Consider the following 17,062-nt stretch of genomic DNA (forward strand, 5'->3'; position numbering starts at 1 on the left):
CAGGGGGAGAAGGGGAGAGAACGATCGGGGCTCAGCCGAAGAGACGGCTGAGGACCTGGTGGGCCCGCTCGGAGCCGTGCTTCCAGTCGCCGCGGCCGGGCTCGCCCTGGCCGGGGTGCTCGCCGGAGTGGCCCGTGCCGGGTTTCTGCGGCTCGGTCGGCCTGTCGGTGGGCTCCGGCTCGGTGGCGCAGTCGGTGAGCAGGTCCAGGACAGCCTCCGGCACGCGGACCTGCGTGCCGGACGGCTCGGCGACCAGCCACACGGCGGCGTCGTCGGCCAGGCCGGTCGTGTCGAGGCTGACCGAGGTCGTGCCGTCGGTGACCGGTGCCGTGCCGAGTTCAGTGCCGTCCGGGTCGCCCGCGCGCACGCTCAGCCAGGTGTTCTCCGGTGCGCCCAGGGAGGTCATGTCCAGGGAAGAGACGTCGAAGGTCACGGTGCAGCCGTCCGCGGCGGCCCCGGTCAGCGCCACGGACCGGCGGTCGAACTCGGGGGACAGCGGGCTGTTGGCGGCGAGGTACTCCATCCAGGCGTCGCGGTCGATCCGGCCGGTGTCGGTGACGTCGGTGCCCTCGGTCAGGGCGGTGAAGTTGTCGCCGCCCTCCACCAGGAAGGACACCGAGCCGATCACGTACTCGGCGGCCGGGTCGACGGGCTGCCCATCGACCGTGATCGAGGTGATCCGGTCCCCGGCCGGGCGGGCGGCGTCGAAGGTGTAGGACACGTTCTCGGACAGCCCCAGCTGCAGGTACGGCCGGGACGATCCCTCGGGCTGCCACTGCTGCTCGAGGACCCGCTCGAACTGCTCGCCGGTGAGGGTCACGGTGGTGAGGTTGTTGGCGAAGGGCAGCACCTGGTTGGCCTCGGACTCCGTCACCACGCCGTCGCGCTCGCCGTCGATGGCCTGGCCGGGGTCGTCCGCCCAGAGGAGGTCGGCGCGCAGGCCGCCGGGGTTGATGAGGCCGATCTGCACGCCGTCCGACTCGTCCAGGCTGTCGCGGATGGACTCGGCGACCAGGTTGCCGAGGCTCGACTCGGCGCCGCGGTCGTCGCGGGCCTGCACGCCGTCCCGCAGACCGTAGGCGGTGGTGATGTCCCCGGTGATCTCGCCGACCGGGGTGCTGCCCCGCTCCAGGGCCACCGCCTCGGCGTCCGCGACGATCCCGGCGACCTCCGCGACGCGCGGATACCGGGCGACCAGCTCCTCCTCGGTCGCGGTGACGACCTCGTCGACGGCCAGCACGCCGGTGGTGAGGTCGACGTCGTCGGCGGCCTCGTCGTAGCTCAGGGAGATCCGCCCGAGGCTGCCGCCGTACGAGCCGGCCTGCAGGACCGCGCGGTCGAGGTCGCCGTCGCCGTCCACGTCGACGCCCTCGTCGTAGACCTGGTGGGTGTGCCCGTTGAGCACCACGTCCACGGTCGCGCTGGTGCCGGTCACCAGCCGATCGCCGAGGGCGTCGGCCGCGTCGGCGGCGCCCTCGTGGTAGACGGCCACCACGACGTCGGCCCCGTCCGCCTCGAGCCGCTCGGCCTCGGCGTTGACGGCCTCGACGGGGTCGCCGAAGGTGATGCCCTCGATCGCACCGGGCGAGACGAGCGTGGCGGTCTGCTGGGTGACGGCGCCGACCACGCCCACGCGCACGCCCTCGACGTCGAACGTCGCGGACGCCTCGGTGACGAGCTCGCCGTCCGGGCCGGTGACGTTGGCCGCCAGGTAGGGGAAGCCGGCGCGCTCGGTGATGCGGCCGGTCAGGTCGTCCGCGCCCCGGTCGAACTCGTGGTTGCCCACGGCGGAGGCGTCGAGCTCGAGCGCGTCGAGCACGTCGAGCGTGGGGTCGTCCTGCTGCACGGCCGAGACGTATTCGGAGGCGCCCACGTTGTCCCCGCCGGACAGCAGCAGCGTGCCGTCCTCGTTCTCCGCGCGCAGCTGCTCGATCGCGCCCGCGAAGAGGAGGGGGTCGGAGGAGAGCCGGCCGTGGTAGTCGTTGAAGTAGAGCAGCTCGACGGCCGTCTCCCCGGCCGCGGTCGCCCCCGCGCCCGGTGCCGGCGGGGGCGCCGTCCCCTGGGCGGACGCCGCGGGGAGGACCAGACCGGTCGAGGTGACCACGGCGCCGGCGGCGAGCGCGGCGAGCAGGGCAGGACGGTGCTTCTGGGGCGCCATGGGGGTCCTCCGGGGGATGCGGCGGTGCGTTGTCCCCATTTCAGCACGCGGAGGTGAACGGCGGACCACGACACCGCGACATTTCTCCGGCCCCGGGACGGGACGAGGCCCCCACCGGCCGGTTCGCGGTGGGGGCCTCGTGCGGAGGCGGAAGGTAAGGGATTTGAACCCTTGGTACGGGGTCACCGCACACCGGTTTTCAAGACCGGCTCCTTAGGCCGCTCGGACAACCTTCCCCGCGCCCGCCCGGTCCCCGGCGGGGGCGGCGGAGCGCGCAGCCCATTCTTCCACGGCGCCCGGAACGCCGCCAAAGCCCCGGTAGGGTGAGCGCGTGGACGCACCCGAGAGCCCCGACCGCGGGACGACGACGATCGTGTGGTTCCGGGACGATCTGCGCGTCACGGACCACCCCGCCCTCGACGCCGCGTGCCGGCGCGGCGCGGTGGTCGCCCTCTGCGTCCTGGACCAGGAGTCCGAGGGGGTCCGGCCCCTCGGCGCGGCCGCGAAGTGGTGGCTGGACGGGTCGCTGCGGTCCCTGCGGGAGTCGCTCCGGGAGCTGGGCATCCCCCTGGTGCTGCGCCGCGGCCCCGCCGGGACCGTGCTCCCCGAGGTCCTCGAGCGCACGGGGGCGGGCGGCATCACGTGGAACCGCCGCTACGGCGGGCCCGAGCTCGCCGTGGACGCCGGGGTGAAGCAGTGGTGCGCCGAGCACGGGGTGGAGGCGCACTCGTTCCAGGCCGCGCTGCTGCACGAGCCGTGGACCCTGCGCACCGGCGCCGGCGGCCCGTACAAGGTGTTCACCCCCTTCTGGAAGGCGCTCCGGGCGCTGGAGATCCGGCAGCCGCTCCCCGTGCCCGGGCCGGGCCGGGGGGCCGCCGCGGAGGTGGCGGCGGCCGCCGGCACCGAGGACCAGGTCGACTGGGACCTGGTGCCGTCCCCGGAGTGCGCGGCCGGGCTGGCCGCGGTGTGGACGCCCGGGGAGGCGACCGCGTGGGAGCGGCTGGACGACTTCCTGGACCGCGTCGAGGACTACGCCGAGGGCCACGACCGGCCGGACCGGGACGGCACGAGCCGGCTCTCCCCGCACCTGCGGTGGGGCGAGATCAGCCCGTTCGCGGTCTGGGACGCGGCCGTCCGGCACCGGTCCGAGCAGGGGAGCAGCCCGGGGCTGGAGAAGTTCCTGGCCGAGCTGGGCTGGCGGGAGTTCAACTGGCACCTGCTCCACCAGGTGCCGGACCTGCACGTGCGCCACGTCCGCCCGGCCTTCGACGCGTTCCCGTGGCGGGACGCGGCGGAGGCGGCCGGCGACGTCCGGGCCTGGCAGGAGGGGCGCACCGGCTTCCCGCTCGTGGACGCGGGCATGCGGCAGCTGCGGGCCACGGGGTGGATGCACAACCGGGTCCGGATGGTCGCCGGGTCCCTGCTCACCAAGAATCTGCTGGTCGACTGGCGGGTGGGGGAGCAGTGGTTCTGGGAGACGCTCGTGGACGCCGAACCGGCGAGCGGGCCCGGGAACTGGCAGTGGGTCGCGGGCTCCGGCGCGGACGCGAGCCCGTTCTTCCGGATCTTCAACCCGCTGACCCAGGGCCGGAAGTTCGACCCCGAGGCCCGCTACATCCGCCGCTGGATCCCCGAGCTGGCCGGCGACGAGGGCGTGGACCCGCACGAGCCCGGTCTGCTCGGACCGTCGGTCGGCTACCCGGAGCCGGTCGTGGACCTGCCGGCCAGCCGCGGCCGCGCCCTCGACGCCTACGCCTCGATCCGCTGAGGGCGGCGCCGGCGTCCGCCTGTTCGCCACGGGCCGACGCCGGGTGACCGGGTGCCCGCCCCGCGACACAATGGGAGCGACCGTCGCCCCCGACCGGAAGGCCCCACCATGCGCGCAGTGCTCGAGACCACCCCCGGCGGACCGGAGGTCCTCGCCGTCGCCGAGGTCCCCGCCCCGGAGCTCACGCCCGACGGGGTGCGGATCCGGGTCCGGGCCGCCGGGATCAACCGGGCGGACGTCATGCAGCGGCTGGGCCGGTATCCGGTCCCGCCCGGGGCGTCGACCGTCTTCGGCCTCGAGGTCTCGGGCACGGTGCAGGAGCTCGGCCCCGAGGTGCCCGCCGGCGCCGGGTTCGCCCCCGGCGACGAGGTCGTCGCCCTCCTGGACTCCGGGGGCTACGCCGAGGAGGTCGTCGTCCCGGCCGGCCAGGTCCTGCCCGCGCCCGCCGGGGTGGACCTCGTCGCCGCCGCCGGCCTGCCGGAGGTGTGCGCCACGGTGTTCTCCAACGTCTTCATGGCCGCCGCCGCCCGCGAGGGCGAGACGGTCCTGGTGCACGGCGGCACCGGCGGGATCGGCACCAACGCCCTCCAGATGTGCCGGGCCCTCGGCCTGCGCGTGCTCACCACGGTCGGCAGCCCGGAGAAGGCCGAGGCTGCACGGCGGCTCGGCGCCGAGGCGATCGACTACCGGCAGGAGGACTTCGTGGCGCGCGTGCGGGAGCTCACGGACGGGCACGGCGCCGACATCGTGCTCGACGTCGTGGGCGGCTCCTACCTGGGGCGCAACCTGGACGCGCTGGCCACCAACGGCCGGATCGCGGTCATCGCCACCCAGGGCGGCCGCACGGGGGAGCTGGACCTCGGCAAGCTCATGGCCAAGCGGGCCGCCGTGATCGGCACCACGCTGCGCCCGCGGCCCGTGGCGGAGAAGACCCGCATCATGGCCGCCGTGCGGGAGCACGTGTGGCCCCACGTCGAGTCCGGCGCCGTCCGCCCGGTCGTGGACCGCACCTTCCCCCTGGACGAGGTCGCGCGGGCCCACGAGTACTTCGACTCCGGCACGCACATCGGCAAGGTGCTGCTCGTCCCCTGAGCGCACCCCTCGGCACGGCCGCGGACGGCCCCGTCCCGGCCCGTCGCCGGGCCCGGCCCGCCCTCCGCGCGCACGGAGGGCGGGCCGGGCCGCCGTAGGATGGACTGTCTCCACTCGAAAGGACCGCCCGTGGCATTCCTGCGCGACTACCGCGCCGCTCGCCGTGACGAGGCCGAGCTCGGTCTGGGCGTGTGGCGCCGCGCCCACGACCGGTTCCGCCGGGGTCTGGACCGCTTCCACCAGATCCTCGAGAGCCTCCCGGACAAGACGCTCGCGCAGTCCGTGGTGCCCACCGCCAACGCGCTCGCCGATCTGCTGCCGGAGGTACGGGCCGTGTGCGCGGCGGTGCAGCGCACGGCGCCGAGCAGCAGCCACGACATCCCGGCCTCCGCGGGCGGCTACCTCAACGACGTCCACCGTGAGCTCTCCCGGGCCGGCAACGCGATGGCCCAGGCGGCGGAGGCCCTCACCATGGCCCGGTTCGTGCGGGCCGACGAGGAGTCGTCCGCCCACCGGCTGGACGCGGTCGTCCGCCGGGCCGAGGCGGTGCGGGAGCACGTGGAGCGCGCCGAGGAGCTGCTGCGCCGCGGCTGAGCCCGTTCCCGGCGGCGACGGGGTGGACCCGACAGCCTGCTGATGGTTTGATGGGCGGCATGAACCCCTCCGGATACGACTACCGCGCGGCCGACGGCGAGTTCGACGCCCGCTGGTCCCGCTCGCCCCTCGGCCGACCCGGCCGCGGAGGCCCCGGCCGCTTCGGCCCGGGCTACGACCTGCCCGGCCGCCGGGGCGGGGGGTACGGCCGCCGTTCCGGCTTCCGGATGCTCCCCTTCCCCGGGTACTCCACCCGGACGCGCCGGGGCACGAACGTCACGGTGGGCGGTTGCTGCCTGCCCCTGCCGATCGGCTGCCTGACCACCACGGTCCTCGCGGGCGCGGCGGCCGTCCTCGTGGGCCGCACCGCCCGCGGCTGAGCGTCCCGGCGGGCCGGGCGGCGGATCACGCGGCCGCCGGCTCCGCCCGCAGGACCTCGATCGGGACGGGCACGACGCGCTCGACCGGGGCGGGGACGGCGTGCTTCGCCGGGACGGGCGCGAGGTGCTCGACCGGGACGGGCCCGTCCTCCTCGGCCTCCAGCGGCGGGCTGAGGCGCCAGCCGACGGCCTCCAGGTCGAGGGCGAGACGCGTCTGGCCGGTCACGGCGCCCTCGTCGCAGTAGCGGCCGAACGACCGGTGGACGTCCTCGAGCGCCTGCCAGCGGATCAGCGCGGCCGGGCCGCCGACGGCGGTGGACCGGGCGGAGACGGCGCCCACGTTGCGGTCCCGGAGGGCGGCCAGGGCGCGGGCAAGGAAGCCCGGCGGCAGCTGGACGCCGGGGTCGAGGACCAGCACCAGGTCGTCCGGCTCCATCCGGACGGTGTCCAGGGCCTGGTTGAGCGCCCCGGCACAGTGGTGCCGGTTGTCGACGGTGAGCAGGACCTCGGCGCCGGCGTGCAGGGCGACCTCGACGGTGGCGTCGGTGGAGTCGTCCGACATGACGAGGATGCGCTCCGGCGGACGGGTCTGGCGGTGGAGGGAGACGACCGCGTGCTCGACGCGGGCCGCCTCGTCGTGGGCGGGAATGATCGCGGCGATCATGACGACTTCTCTCGGCGTGCCCGGCGTGCGTCCCGCCGCTGACGTCCCCCTGCGGCGGGGCGCCCGACCGGCCCCTGAACGAGTGTTCTCGGTGACAACGTGAGCCCCCTGACGTGTTGTCCTGGACCAAAGTCTAGGCACCGCGGCGGACACTTTACATCCGCAAATCAGGGGACGTCCGCCCCGGCCGGACGCGGGTCCGGCGCGTCCCCGGGGGGCGCTACACCTCGTCCCGGCCGCACAGCCGGCACAGCTTCCACACGTTCGTGTCCCCGTGCCGCTCGAACACCACCCGGCTGACCAGGGCCTGGATGAGGGCGAGCCCGCGGCCGGACTCGCGGTGCTCCTGCGCCATGGCCCCCGTGAGGTCGACCTGCGCCGGTGCGGCGCCGATCTCGTAGATCCTCGCCTCCAGCCGGTGGGGGTCCGCGACCAGGTCCACGGAGAGCTCGATCGGGTCCTCCGCCGCGGGTACCGCGTGCACCACCACGTTGCCGGCCGCCTCCACGACCGCGAGCGTGAAGGCCATCCGGTCGGTCTCGGGCACGAACGCGGCCTCCCCCCACAGCGCGTCCAGGTCCTCGTGCAGGGCGTCCACCGTCAGGGCGGTGGCCGGGCCCCGGCGCGAGCGGCGGGCCGTGGGCTCAGTCATCGGCGAAGGCCGCGTCGGCGGTGTCGTAGGGGGTCAGGACGCGGTGCATGCTGGTGAGCTCGAGGACCATGCGGACCTGGGGGCGGACGTTCGCGATCCGCAGGTCGCCGCCGGCCTGACGGGCCAGCTTGAGGCACCCGATGAGGGCGCCCAGACCGGACGAGTCCATGAACTCGGTGCCGCCGAGGTCGACCACCACGTGGTTGCTGCCCTCGTCGACGACCTTCGCCACGACCTCCCGGAGCTTGGGCGCTCCCACCATGTTGAGCCGTCCGGTGCCCGTGATGTGGGCGAACCTCGGCTTCTGCTCAATCGTGAACTGCATCGGCACTCCTCTCCTCGGGCTCGAAGCCCGTGTATCTCGCGGCGGTGACGAGCACGCTCAGCACCACCAGGTCGAAGGCGACCCAGGCCACGTTGACCAGGGTTCCCACCGGTTCGTTCAGCCCCACCGCCAGCCGGGCGGTCCCCACCAGGAGGGCCGCGGCCAGCAGCCCCATCACCACCAGCTGCGGGCGGATGAGGTGCCAGGCCGGGCCGGCGTCCTGCCGCACCTTGGGCGTGACGGCGAAGCCGAGGGGGCGGCCGAACCAGACGTTGCGGGCGGCCGTGGTGCACGCCCTGATCCAGATGGGGAACAGGGCCAGGCTGTACTGCTGGCCGCGCCAGGTGGGGATGCCCCGGCCCACCACGAGGAACAGCAGCTGGTTCACCACCATGAAGGGGATGAAGCGGACGAAGAAGTCCCAGCTGAGGCTCGTGACGGGGAGGATGCCCAGCACCAGGTACACGATGGGCGCGGCGAAGTAGACGACGGCCGCGAAGCCGGACAGGTAGCTCCACATCGTGGCGAAGTACATGAGCCGCTGGCCCCACCCCAGCCGGCGCTGCAGCAGCGGGTTCTCCCGGAGCAGCACCTGCACCGTGCCCTGCGCCCAGCGCAGGCGCTGGGTGAGCATGGTCTTCAGGTCCTCGGGGGCCAGGCCGTGGGCGAGGACCTCGTGGTGGTAGACGCTGCGCCAGCCCAGGCCGTGCAGGCGCATCGCGGTGGCCATGTCCTCGGTGACGGAGATCGTCGCCAGCGGCATCACCGGCTGGGCCTCGCCGGGCCGGTCCACGGAGACCGCCTCGAGCACCTCCCGGACCGGTTCCACGGCGGCCAGGGGGGACAGGTCGCGGCGGGACATCCGGTCCACGGCGGAGGCGAGCTCGTCCGGCCACACCATGCCGTCCTCGGGGGGCAGGTCCAGGGCGGCGATCGAGGCGAGGTCCGCCTCGATCTGGGAGAAGTCCTGCGTGACGGTGCGCCGGGCCGCCGCGTCCACCTCGCGCTGCAGGCGGTAGGTCAGCTCGGTCAGGGGGGCGCCGGCCTTCAGCTCGGCGCGGGCCCGCGCGGTGGCGGCCTCGACGTCGTCGAGCATGCCCGCGACGACGGGGTTCGCGGCCTCCGGGGACCGTCGCGCCCTGCGCAGGGCGGCCCGGGTGCGGGCGAGGGACTCCTTCACGTCCTGCTCGACCTCCTGGACGTAGCCGGAGAGGCCGAGCTGCATGAGCGCCTCGCGGCGCAGGATCGCGTTGGAGCCGCAGAAGAAGGCGGCGTTCCAGCCGTCCTTGCCCTGCTGGATGGGGCCGTAGAACAGGGGGGCCTGGCTGCCGAGCGGATCGTGGTCCGGCACGTTGACGAACCACTGCGGCGTCTGCACGAGCGCCACCCTGCGGTCGTTGAACCAGCCCAGGGTCCGGTCCAGGATCTCCGGGGCCGGGACCTGGTCGGCGTCGAGGATCAGCAGGAACTCGCCCTGGGTGAGCATCAGGGCGTTGTTGAGGTTGCCGGCCTTGGCGTGGCGCGGCCGGTCGGTCCAGTCCTCGCTTCGCGTCAGGTAGCCCAGCCCGTGCTCGGCGGCGAGCGCCTCGAGCTCGGGGCGGGCCCCGTCGTCGAGGATCCACGTGCTGTGCGGGTGCCGGATGGCCTGCGCCGCCAGGGCGGTGCCCATCACGAGGTCGAGGGGCTCGTCGTAGGTCGTGATGAACACGTCCACGGTGGCGCCCGCGGGCGGGGCGCCGGCCTCCCCGCGCCGCCGGAGCCGCCAGACGGTGAGCCCGAACAGCGAGACGTCGATCAGGCTGTACGTCTCGGCGAGCACCAGGGGAACGGCGATCCACCACGCCGACCAGTTCAGCGACTCGAGCCAGCGCCAGGCGATGTAGTTGACGCCCAGCAGGAGGGTCAGGACGACCAGGAGCCGGACGAGGAAGCGGTTCACGGGGCGGACCGGCGGCGGACGACCACGGCGGTGACGTCGTCGGTGCGGGTCTCCTCGCCGGCGAGGTCGAGGACCGCGGTGCAGGCGGACGCGGCGTCCTCGTGGCGGGAGACCACGTCCGCGACCGCCTGCACGGCGTCGTCGACGTCCTCGTACGCGTCGAGGAGGCCGTCGCTGACGACGACGAGGGCGTCGCCGGGCGCGAGCACGATCCGGCCGGGCACCCACTGCGTCCCGGGCACCGCCCCCACCGGGGGGCCGCCCGGGCGCAGCCGGTCGATCCCGTCCGCGCGCACGTGCAGTCCCAGCCCGTGGCCCGCGTCGACGTACTCCACGACCCCGTCGGCCGTGTCCAGGCGGGCGTGGAAGAGCGTGACGAAGGAGTCGGAGTGGGCGAGGTCGTGCTCGAGGTGCCGGCAGGTGTCGCCGAAGGCCTGCGCCATGTCCGGCTGCCCGGCCGCGGAGCGCAGCACGGCGCGCACGGTGGCGGCGATGAGCGCGGCCCCCATGCCCTTGCCCATGGCGTCGGCCAGCGAGACCTGGAGCCCGCCCTCGGTCGTGTACCAGTCGAAGAAGTCCCCGCCCACGCTGCGGGACGGCCGGCACGCCCCGGCCACGTCGTAGCCGGGCACGGCCGGGGCGGCGGCGGGCAGCAGGCTGCGCTGGACCTCGGCCGCGCGGCGCAGCTCCTCGGCGTCGGCCTGCTCCGCCCGGGCGCGCGGCCGGCGGAACATCGCCTCGATCCTGGCCTGCAGCTCCCGGGGGCTGAACGGCTTGCTGATGTAGTCGTCCGCCCCGCGCTCGAGGCCCTCCAGCCGGTCGATCTCGCCCGGGCGCGCCGTGACCATGAGCAGGTAGGCGTCCGAGAACTGCCGGACCCGCCGGCAGACCTCCAGCCCGTCGAGGTCCGGGAGGCTGAGGTCCAGGGTGATGAGGTCGGCGCCGTCGCGGCGCACGGCCTCGATGCCCTCGAGGCCGGTCGCGGCGGTCGTCACGGTGAAGCCGCGCATGCCGATGGTCTGGGCGAGGAGGTTGCGGATGTCGTCGTGGTCTTCGATCACGACGGCACGGCGACCCTGGGGGGAGGGGGTCATGGACCCATTAAGCCGCTATTCTTTGCAATTGTCATCCCGACCCCCCGAGGGTGACGCACCCAGTCGGAAGAGTTCTCCCGTGGACCGCTTGCTCACCGTCCTCTCCCTCGACCGGATCAGCTTCCACGAGCTGTCGATGCGCCGGCGCGTGCTCCTCAGCCAGCTGCCGCTGTTCGTCACGACCGTCGTCCTCGTCGCCGGGATCTGGGTGGTCCACGAGCCGCTGCGGGGCGACCTGCGGGTGCAGCTGGCCCTGGCGCTCACGGTGGCGCTGGCGGCCCTGTGCGCGCTGGTGCCGTGGGACCGGCTGCCCTACGGGGCGTTCCTGGCCGTCCCGGTCCTGGACTTCGTCCCCATCACCCTGCTGCGGGAGGGCACGCTGAGCACGGTGACCGGGGTGGGCATCATGGCCGCGTTCCCCGTCATCTGGCTCACCGGCTCCGGGCGGCTGCCCCGGGCGTCCGCCCCGCTGGGGTTCGTCCTGACCCTCGCCATGGTGTGGGTCCCGCTCCTGGTCCCGTCCCGGCCGCTGAGCGCGCAGCTGCTGACGGCCCCGCTGCTGATCCCCGTCATGCTGCTGGGCATCGGGCTCACCGTCCAGGTGCTGTCGAACAGCATGGAGCGCCAGAACGCCGAGCTCGAGGCCAAGGACGCCGAGCTGCGCCGGCTGCTGGGCGTGACCGCGCGGCGGGAACGGCTGCTGAACACCGTCCTGGACACGGTGGACGTGGGCGTGCTGGCGATCGACGAGCACGGCCACGACATCCTCATGAACCGCCGACAGCACCGGATCCACGAGCTCTCGCTGCCCGAGGGGGTGCGGGACGGCGCCGAGGCGGACCTGCGGGTCTACGCGGACGGGGACGGGACGCCGCTGCCCGTGGACCGGCGTCCCGCCCGCCGCGCGATCCGCGGCGAGTCCTTCTCCGACGCCCTGGTCTGGGCGGGGGAGCCGCCCCTGCAGCGGGTGCTCTCCGTGTCCGCCCGCGTGCTCCGGGACGAGGACGGCGGGACCGAGGGCTCCGTCCTGTCGTTCAACGACGTGACCGAGCTGGTGGCGGCGCTGCAGGCCAAGGACGACTTCGTGGCCGGCGTCTCCCACGAGCTGCGCACGCCCCTGACGTCCATCCGCGGCTACACCGAGCTCCTGGCCATGGACGAGCGGCTCCCCGGGCACGTCCGCTCCGGGCTGGAGGTCGTCGAGCGCAACGCCGACCAGCTGCTCGTGCTGGTCGAGGACCTCCTCCGCACCGCGGGCCCCGTCCTGGCGCTGCAGCCGGCGGAGGCCGACCTCGTCCAGGTGGTCCAGCAGTCCGTCGCGGCGGCCGGGCTCCGGGCCGTCGAGGCGGGGGTGGACCTGCGGGTGGAGGCCCCGTCCCGCCTCGTGCTGGCCTGCGACCCCGTGCGCCTGGGGCAGGTGCTCGACAACCTGCTCTCGAACGCCATCAAGTACTCCCCGGACGGCGGGCCGGTGACGGTCCGGGTGGTCCGGACCGGGACGACCGTGCAGGTGCAGGTGGCGGACCGCGGCATGGGGATGCGCCCGGAGGACGCCGAGCACGTGTTCGGCCGGTTCTTCCGCAGCAGCAACGCCCGGATGAGCGCCATCCCGGGCCTGGGCCTGGGCCTGGCGGTCGTGCACGAGATCGTCGAGCGCCACGGCGGCACCATCCGCTGCGAGAGCGCCCCGGGGGAGGGGACGGTCTTCACCCTGACCCTCCCCATGGCCGGACCGGCGGGGGCGGAGGACCCCGGCCGGGCGGAGCAGGACGGATCAGCGGCTGTACTCCAGGCGGACCGAGTTGTCGTCGGGCAGCACCAGGACCGTGCTGCCGGCGACCGTCCACTGCTCGGGCAGGAGGAAGTACCGGCCGCCCCGCAGCGTCAGGAGCCGTAGCCCGTCGTAGCGGTGGAGCGGGTCGTCGGGTCCGCCCAGCTCCTCCGCACGGACCCCGGGCAGGCCGATGTGCAGGGGCTTCTCGCTGTAGACGACCGTCCGCGGCATCGTCCCCAGCTCCTCCTCGAGGTCGTGGGCCAGGGCCCGTCCCATGGCCTCGGCCACCGACGACGTGCCCCAGAACACCAGGAGCGCGACCACGGACAGCAGCGCGAAGCTCCGCAGGAGCGGCCGCTCGGGCGCGGTGGGCCGCTCGTCACGGGCGGTGACGCGCCGCCGCAGACCGGCGGCCCAGGCGGCGGCGAGGACGCACAGCGCCATGGCGAATGGGATCACCCAGGCCTCCTCCTCCGGCACGGCGCCGCCCAGGAGCCGCACCGCGACCGCCAGCCCGATGAAGAACCACGTCCCCCGGCGCGCCCACCGCGCCACCGGGGCGCTCCCGGACCGGCGGGCACGGGCCTCCACGCGCTCGCGCAGCCGGCGGTCCAGCCAGATCCCGCCGAGCACGGCCACGGCGATCCAGAGGAGCTGGACGTACAGCGAGCCGATGCTCAGGAGCAGGTAGTCCTGGGTGGTGTAGCCGAAGAGGTTCGCGTCCAGGCCCATCTCCCGGGCCTGGGCGCCGGCGCGGACCCAGCCGAAGTAGACCAGCAGGGCCGTCAGCAGGCTCACCCCCACGCCCAGCTTCGAGACCGCCTGGAAGAGCCGCCCCCAGAGCGGGGACCCGTCCGGCTCCTGCTCCGCCACCGTGGCTCCTAGAGTGTGGGTGGAGCGGTGGGCGCGGGCGCCGGCGGGGGGTCGGGACAGGCGGCGGCCGGCACCTGGTACACCAGGTAGCCCTGCCCGCCGACCGGCCAGTCCGCGTCCGAGACGGTCACCGGGACGGGGCCGGCGACGTCCGACGGCGGGGCGCGGAAGAACAGGCTTCCATTGCCCTGCTGCACCGGCACGACCGCGGCGCCCACCGACACCGCGCGGATGCCCTCCGGCGGCACCCACTCGAGGTTGCCCTGCAGGAAGACCGGTGCGCCGCCGCAGGTGGACACGGGGATCTCCAGGCCCTCGACACCGGGGGCCAGCGGCGAGAGGAGGCCCTCCAGCACGAGGGGGCAGGCCGTGCCGTCGGGGACCTGCAGCTCCGGGACCGCCTCCGGGGCCCGGCGGTGGAACTCGACCAGCCGCCGCAGGCCCGCCACGGTCTCCTCCTCCCAGCAGCCGGCGGGCGCCGGGACGGCAGCCAGGGCGTCCTCGCCCTGCCGCCACAGCTCGGGGTCGTTGGTCGTGGCGGCCTCGCACAGGAGGGCGCCGGCGCGCGGGACGGGCTGGGCCCGGGACGCGAGCAGCTGCTCGTCGCCGCAGTCCCCGTCCTTCAGGGGGTCGTACCACAGCGGGGTGCCCTCCCCGGTGGGCCCCATGCGGAGCCAGGTCAGGATGCGGGACACCCGGGGCTCACCCGGTGCGGGCGAGGCCGGGGAGGCCGTGTCCGGGGGAGGAGCCGTCTCCGGCGGAGGACCGGGGGAGGGGCCGCAAGCGGACGTCACCAGGGCCGCTCCGGCGAGGACGAGCAGGCCGAGGCGCTGTCGCGAACGGAGTTGCATGGTGCACCGCCCAAGTGGTCCGTGGCGGCCGATCGCGCCCGGTTGCCTCAGCGTACGGCGGACCCCACCCGCCGAACACCACTGTGACCAGGGGGGACGCGACTGTGACGGCCGGTGCGCACCGCCCGTCGCGGGGTTCGAGGGGCGGGGGCAGGTGGCCCGGTGGACGGGCGCGGGGCGGGACGACGAAGGCTCCGGACCCAGGGGGTCCGGAGCCTTCTTCCGGTGGGAGCCTCCTGTCGGAATCGAACCGACGACCTTTTCATTACGAGTGAAACGCTCTACCGACTGAGCTAAGGAGGCGTGCACGCGGCCGTCCGGGACGGCCTCAGTGCAGGTGAAACTGTAGCAGAGAGCACGGGGGCGTCCCCAATCGGCGGGGCCGGGCGCGGTGCGCGCGTTCCCCGGGAGTTCACCGGCTCTTCGGCTCCCCGGCCTTACCGGCCCGCAGGGCCGGGGCGCAGCATGGACGGACACGACGACGGGGCCGGCCGCTGCGGTCCGCCCGGAACAGGAGCAGCCCAGTGCGCACACCGGACGGCGGCATCGCGCCGGATCTCGAACTGGCCTTCCTGGACATGTCCGGGACCGTGTTCCACGACAACGGGATCATGGAGCGGGCCTTCGAGCGCACCGTGACCGGTCTCGGCGTCGACCCCGGCTCGGAGCGGTTCCGGCAGATGCTCCACCACGTCCGGGACACGCTGGGCCAGTCGAAGGCGGGAGTGCTCGAGCAGCTGTTCGCGAGCGACCCCCACCGGGCACGGCAGGCGGTCCGGGACTTCGAGCGCCACCTCGACGAGCTGCTGGCCACCGAGGGGGTCATTCCCGTGGAGGGCGCGGAGCAGGCCGTCACGGCGCTGCGCGAGGCGGGCCTGCGGGTCTGCCTGGCCACCGGCTACAACCGGCACAGCCTGAACACGCTCCTCGAGCAGCTCGGCTGGACGGGTCTCGCGGATCTCAGCCTGTGTCCCTCGGACGCGGGGCGCGGACGACCCTGGCCGGACATGGTGCTCACCGCCGTGCTGGCGCTCGACCTCGGCGACGTCCGCCGGGTCATGGTGGTGGGGGACACCGCGGCGGACGTGCAGGCCGGCCTGCGGGCCGGCTCCGCCGCGGTCGTCGGCGTCCGCACGGGCGCGCACGACGCCGCGTCCCTGCGCGCGGCCGGCGCCCACGTGGTGGTCGACTCGGTCCGGGACCTCCCCGGACTCGTCCGCACGCCGGTGCCCGGCGCGCGCTGACGCCCACCGTGCCGGCACCGGTCGCCCGGGTCGCGGCGGATCAGGAGCAGGTCGTCCCCTCCGCGGGGAGCTCGCCCTCCAGCAGGTAGGCGTCCACGGCGTCCTGCACGCAGCGGTTGCCGGCCGTGTAGGCGGTGTGGCCGTAGCTGTCGTAGGTCAGCAGCCGGGCGCTGTCGAGCTGCTCCACGAGGGCCTCGGACCAGTGGTAGGGGGTCGCGGGGTCGTGGGTGGTGCCCACCACGAGGACGGGATCGGCGCCGGCGGCGTCGAGCGGCTCCGGCAGGCCCGCCGGGTCGACCGGCCATCCCTGGCACGCTGCGTCGCCGTAGCCCAGGTACGGGCCGAAGGTCGGGGCGACCCGCTCGAGCTCCTCCTGGTGCTGAGCCATCTGCTCCGCCGTGACCGTCCCGTCGGGCCGGTCGAGGCAGTTCACGGCCGTGAACGCCATGGTGGTGTTGCTCGTGTACCGGCCCTCGGCGTCGCGCCCGTGCGTGGCGTCCGACTGGGCGAGCAGCGCGGAGAAGTCGCCGTCGAAGGCGGCGCCCAGGGACTCGTTGAGCGTCTCGTAGCCGGTGGTCGCGTAGAGGGGCCCCAGGATGCCCTCGACCACGTTGGTGGCGGTGACCCGCCGGCCGTCGGCGGCGGTCACGGTCTCCTCCTCGACGGAGGCGATGAGCTCCTGGATCCGGGTCATCGCCTCGTCCGTGGAGACGTCGGCCACCACGCAGTCCCGGATCTCGAACTGGCACTGCTGCACCCAGTGGCGCAGGTTGTCCTCGAAGCCCTCGGCCTGGTCGGCGGTAGCCTCCATGTCGCTCAGGGTGGGGTCCACGCCGCCGTCGAGCACGAGCCGGCCGACCCGGTCGGGGAACAGGTCGGCGTACACCGCGCCGAGGTGGGTGCCGTAGGAGAAGCCCAGGTAGGTCGTCCGCTCGTCGCCGAGCACGGCCCGGAGCACGTCCATGTCCCGGGCGGCGCTCACGGTGTCCATCTGCGCCACGAGCTCGCCGGAGTCCTGCACGCACGCGGCGCCGAGCTGCTCGTACTCCTCCTGGATCTGCTCGACCGGCTGCTCCTCGGGGTCGAACATCGGCTCGGCGCGCCACGCGTCCAGCTCCGCGTCGTCGAGGCATTCGATGCCCTCGGAGCGGCTCACCCCGCGCGGGTCGAAGCCCACCACGTCGTAGGCCTCGCGCACGTCGCCGGTGACCGTGTACTGCGCGTAGAGCATCGCGTCCACCCCGGAGGCGCCGGGCCCGCCGGGGTTGAGGAGCAGGCTGCCGCGGGCGTCCCCGCCTGCGGGCAGGCGGGACATCACCACGGTGGTGGTCGCCCCGCCGGGGTCGGCGTAGTCGAGGGGCACCTCGACGTCGGCACACTGGAGGTCGTCCTGCGCGCCGTTGGTCTTTACCTCGAACGTGCAGTCCTCCCAGGCGACGGTCTGCGTGTAGTAGCGCTGGAGCTCCTCGGGGGTGCCCTCGACGACGGCGCCGGTGGCGCCCCCGGAGGTCGGCTCGCCCGTGGCGCCGGCCCCCAGGGACGAGCAGCCGCTCAGGAGCAGGCCGGTCGCGGCCAGCGCGGCCGTGACGGGCAGGAGGGCGCGGCGCGAGGGGGCGGCACGGCGGGTCATGGGGCTCCTCGAGGGGGTGGGGGG

14 protein-coding genes and 2 tRNA genes are annotated in these 17,062 nt (G+C 74.5%); 6 read left to right on the plus strand and 10 right to left on the minus strand.

The features are described 5' to 3' along the window. Window positions 1-31 precede the first annotated feature (31 nt). Together ACZ2G1_RS16480 and ACZ2G1_RS16485 are read right to left on the minus strand one after the other, a co-directional pair. A complete protein-coding gene (locus ACZ2G1_RS16480) occupies window positions 32-2,158 on the minus strand; it encodes a bifunctional metallophosphatase/5'-nucleotidase (protein WP_470377169.1) in 2,127 nt (708 codons plus the stop codon). 148 nt (window positions 2,159-2,306) lie between these two features. Continuing rightward, a tRNA-Ser gene (locus tag ACZ2G1_RS16485) sits at window positions 2,307-2,394 on the minus strand. A 95-nt stretch (window positions 2,395-2,489) separates the two neighbouring features. Between ACZ2G1_RS16485 and ACZ2G1_RS16490 the strand changes: the two genes are divergently transcribed. The 4 genes from ACZ2G1_RS16490 to ACZ2G1_RS16505 all read left to right on the plus strand — a co-directional run bounded on the left by ACZ2G1_RS16490 (window position 2,490) and on the right by ACZ2G1_RS16505 (window position 5,992). Then, on the plus strand, window positions 2,490-3,926 hold the full coding sequence (locus ACZ2G1_RS16490; protein ID WP_251355937.1) for a cryptochrome/photolyase family protein: 1,437 nt from the start codon (window positions 2,490-2,492) through the stop codon (window positions 3,924-3,926). Window positions 3,927-4,034: 108 nt separating this feature from the next. Continuing rightward, complete coding sequence (locus ACZ2G1_RS16495; RefSeq protein ID WP_136341124.1) at window positions 4,035-5,018, plus strand: NAD(P)H-quinone oxidoreductase; 984 nt, start codon at window positions 4,035-4,037, stop codon at window positions 5,016-5,018. Window positions 5,019-5,147: 129 nt separating this feature from the next. Then, the gene (locus tag ACZ2G1_RS16500) at window positions 5,148-5,612 is read left to right on the plus strand and encodes a hypothetical protein (protein WP_470377170.1); all 465 of its coding nucleotides are present in this window, start codon (window positions 5,148-5,150) and stop codon (window positions 5,610-5,612) included. Between the two features lie 59 nt (window positions 5,613-5,671). Then, window positions 5,672-5,992: a hypothetical protein gene (locus tag ACZ2G1_RS16505; protein WP_470377171.1), complete on the plus strand. Its 321-nt coding sequence runs from the start codon at window positions 5,672-5,674 to the stop codon at window positions 5,990-5,992. A gap of 25 nt (window positions 5,993-6,017) precedes the next feature. On the opposite strand, the gene ACZ2G1_RS16510 is transcribed toward ACZ2G1_RS16505, so the two are convergent. The 5 genes from ACZ2G1_RS16510 to ACZ2G1_RS16530 form a co-directional block, all read right to left on the minus strand. After that, entirely contained in the window at window positions 6,018-6,656 is a 639-nt protein-coding gene (locus tag ACZ2G1_RS16510; RefSeq protein ID WP_470377172.1) for a glycosyltransferase family 2 protein, read from the minus strand. Window positions 6,657-6,876: 220 nt separating this feature from the next. Next, window positions 6,877-7,308, minus strand: coding sequence for an ATP-binding protein (locus ACZ2G1_RS16515; RefSeq protein ID WP_017831981.1), 432 nt, complete (start codon window positions 7,306-7,308; stop codon window positions 6,877-6,879). Next, window positions 7,301-7,633, minus strand: coding sequence for an STAS domain-containing protein (locus ACZ2G1_RS16520; RefSeq protein ID WP_017831980.1), 333 nt, complete (start codon window positions 7,631-7,633; stop codon window positions 7,301-7,303). The genes ACZ2G1_RS16515 and ACZ2G1_RS16520 overlap by 8 nt, the downstream gene beginning before the upstream one ends. After that, window positions 7,617-9,572: a glycosyltransferase family 2 protein gene (locus tag ACZ2G1_RS16525; protein WP_017831979.1), complete on the minus strand. Its 1,956-nt coding sequence runs from the start codon at window positions 9,570-9,572 to the stop codon at window positions 7,617-7,619. Before ACZ2G1_RS16525 ends, ACZ2G1_RS16520 begins: the two co-directional genes overlap by 17 nt. Continuing rightward, window positions 9,569-10,666, minus strand: coding sequence for a PP2C family protein-serine/threonine phosphatase (locus ACZ2G1_RS16530; protein ID WP_017831978.1), 1,098 nt, complete (start codon window positions 10,664-10,666; stop codon window positions 9,569-9,571). Before ACZ2G1_RS16530 ends, ACZ2G1_RS16525 begins: the two co-directional genes overlap by 4 nt. Window positions 10,667-10,745: 79 nt before the next feature. On the opposite strand from ACZ2G1_RS16530, the gene ACZ2G1_RS16535 reads away from it, so the two are divergent. Further along, on the plus strand, window positions 10,746-12,563 hold the full coding sequence (locus tag ACZ2G1_RS16535; protein WP_470377173.1) for a sensor histidine kinase: 1,818 nt from the start codon (window positions 10,746-10,748) through the stop codon (window positions 12,561-12,563). Window positions 12,564-13,321: 758 nt separating this feature from the next. Here ACZ2G1_RS16535 and ACZ2G1_RS16540 read toward each other — a convergent pair. Further along, window positions 13,322-14,008, minus strand: a complete 687-nt coding sequence (locus tag ACZ2G1_RS16540) for a hypothetical protein (RefSeq protein WP_426120605.1) — start codon at window positions 14,006-14,008, stop codon at window positions 13,322-13,324. A 386-nt stretch (window positions 14,009-14,394) separates the two neighbouring features. After that, window positions 14,395-14,467, minus strand: a tRNA-Thr gene (locus ACZ2G1_RS16545). A gap of 221 nt (window positions 14,468-14,688) precedes the next feature. On the opposite strand from ACZ2G1_RS16545, the gene ACZ2G1_RS16550 reads away from it, so the two are divergent. Next, a complete protein-coding gene (locus ACZ2G1_RS16550) occupies window positions 14,689-15,408 on the plus strand; it encodes an HAD-IA family hydrolase (protein ID WP_017831974.1) in 720 nt (239 codons plus the stop codon). A 40-nt stretch (window positions 15,409-15,448) separates the two neighbouring features. On the opposite strand, the gene ACZ2G1_RS16555 is transcribed toward ACZ2G1_RS16550, so the two are convergent. Then, window positions 15,449-17,038, minus strand: coding sequence for an alpha/beta hydrolase (locus ACZ2G1_RS16555; RefSeq protein ID WP_109243831.1), 1,590 nt, complete (start codon window positions 17,036-17,038; stop codon window positions 15,449-15,451). Window positions 17,039-17,062: the final 24 nt, after the last annotated feature.

Source organism: Kocuria sp. KKT182 (assembly GCF_055635395.1).

What these genes read in the sequence shown, in the direction of transcription:
- ACZ2G1_RS16505 (WP_470377171.1), top strand. Translation starts at nt 5,672, where the DNA reads ATGAACCCCTCCGGATACGACTACCGCGCGGCCGACGGCGAGTTCGAC.
- ACZ2G1_RS16495 (WP_136341124.1), top strand. Translation starts at nt 4,035, where the DNA reads ATGCGCGCAGTGCTCGAGACCACCCCCGGCGGACCGGAGGTCCTCGCC.
- ACZ2G1_RS16520 (WP_017831980.1), bottom strand. Translation starts at nt 7,633, where the DNA reads ATGCAGTTCACGATTGAGCAGAAGCCGAGGTTCGCCCACATCACGGGC.
- ACZ2G1_RS16555 (WP_109243831.1), bottom strand. Translation starts at nt 17,038, where the DNA reads ATGACCCGCCGTGCCGCCCCCTCGCGCCGCGCCCTCCTGCCCGTCACG.
- ACZ2G1_RS16530 (WP_017831978.1), bottom strand. Translation starts at nt 10,666, where the DNA reads ATGACCCCCTCCCCCCAGGGTCGCCGTGCCGTCGTGATCGAAGACCAC.
- ACZ2G1_RS16480 (WP_470377169.1), bottom strand. Translation starts at nt 2,158, where the DNA reads ATGGCGCCCCAGAAGCACCGTCCTGCCCTGCTCGCCGCGCTCGCCGCC.
- ACZ2G1_RS16510 (WP_470377172.1), bottom strand. Translation starts at nt 6,656, where the DNA reads ATGATCGCCGCGATCATTCCCGCCCACGACGAGGCGGCCCGCGTCGAG.
- ACZ2G1_RS16515 (WP_017831981.1), bottom strand. Translation starts at nt 7,308, where the DNA reads ATGACTGAGCCCACGGCCCGCCGCTCGCGCCGGGGCCCGGCCACCGCC.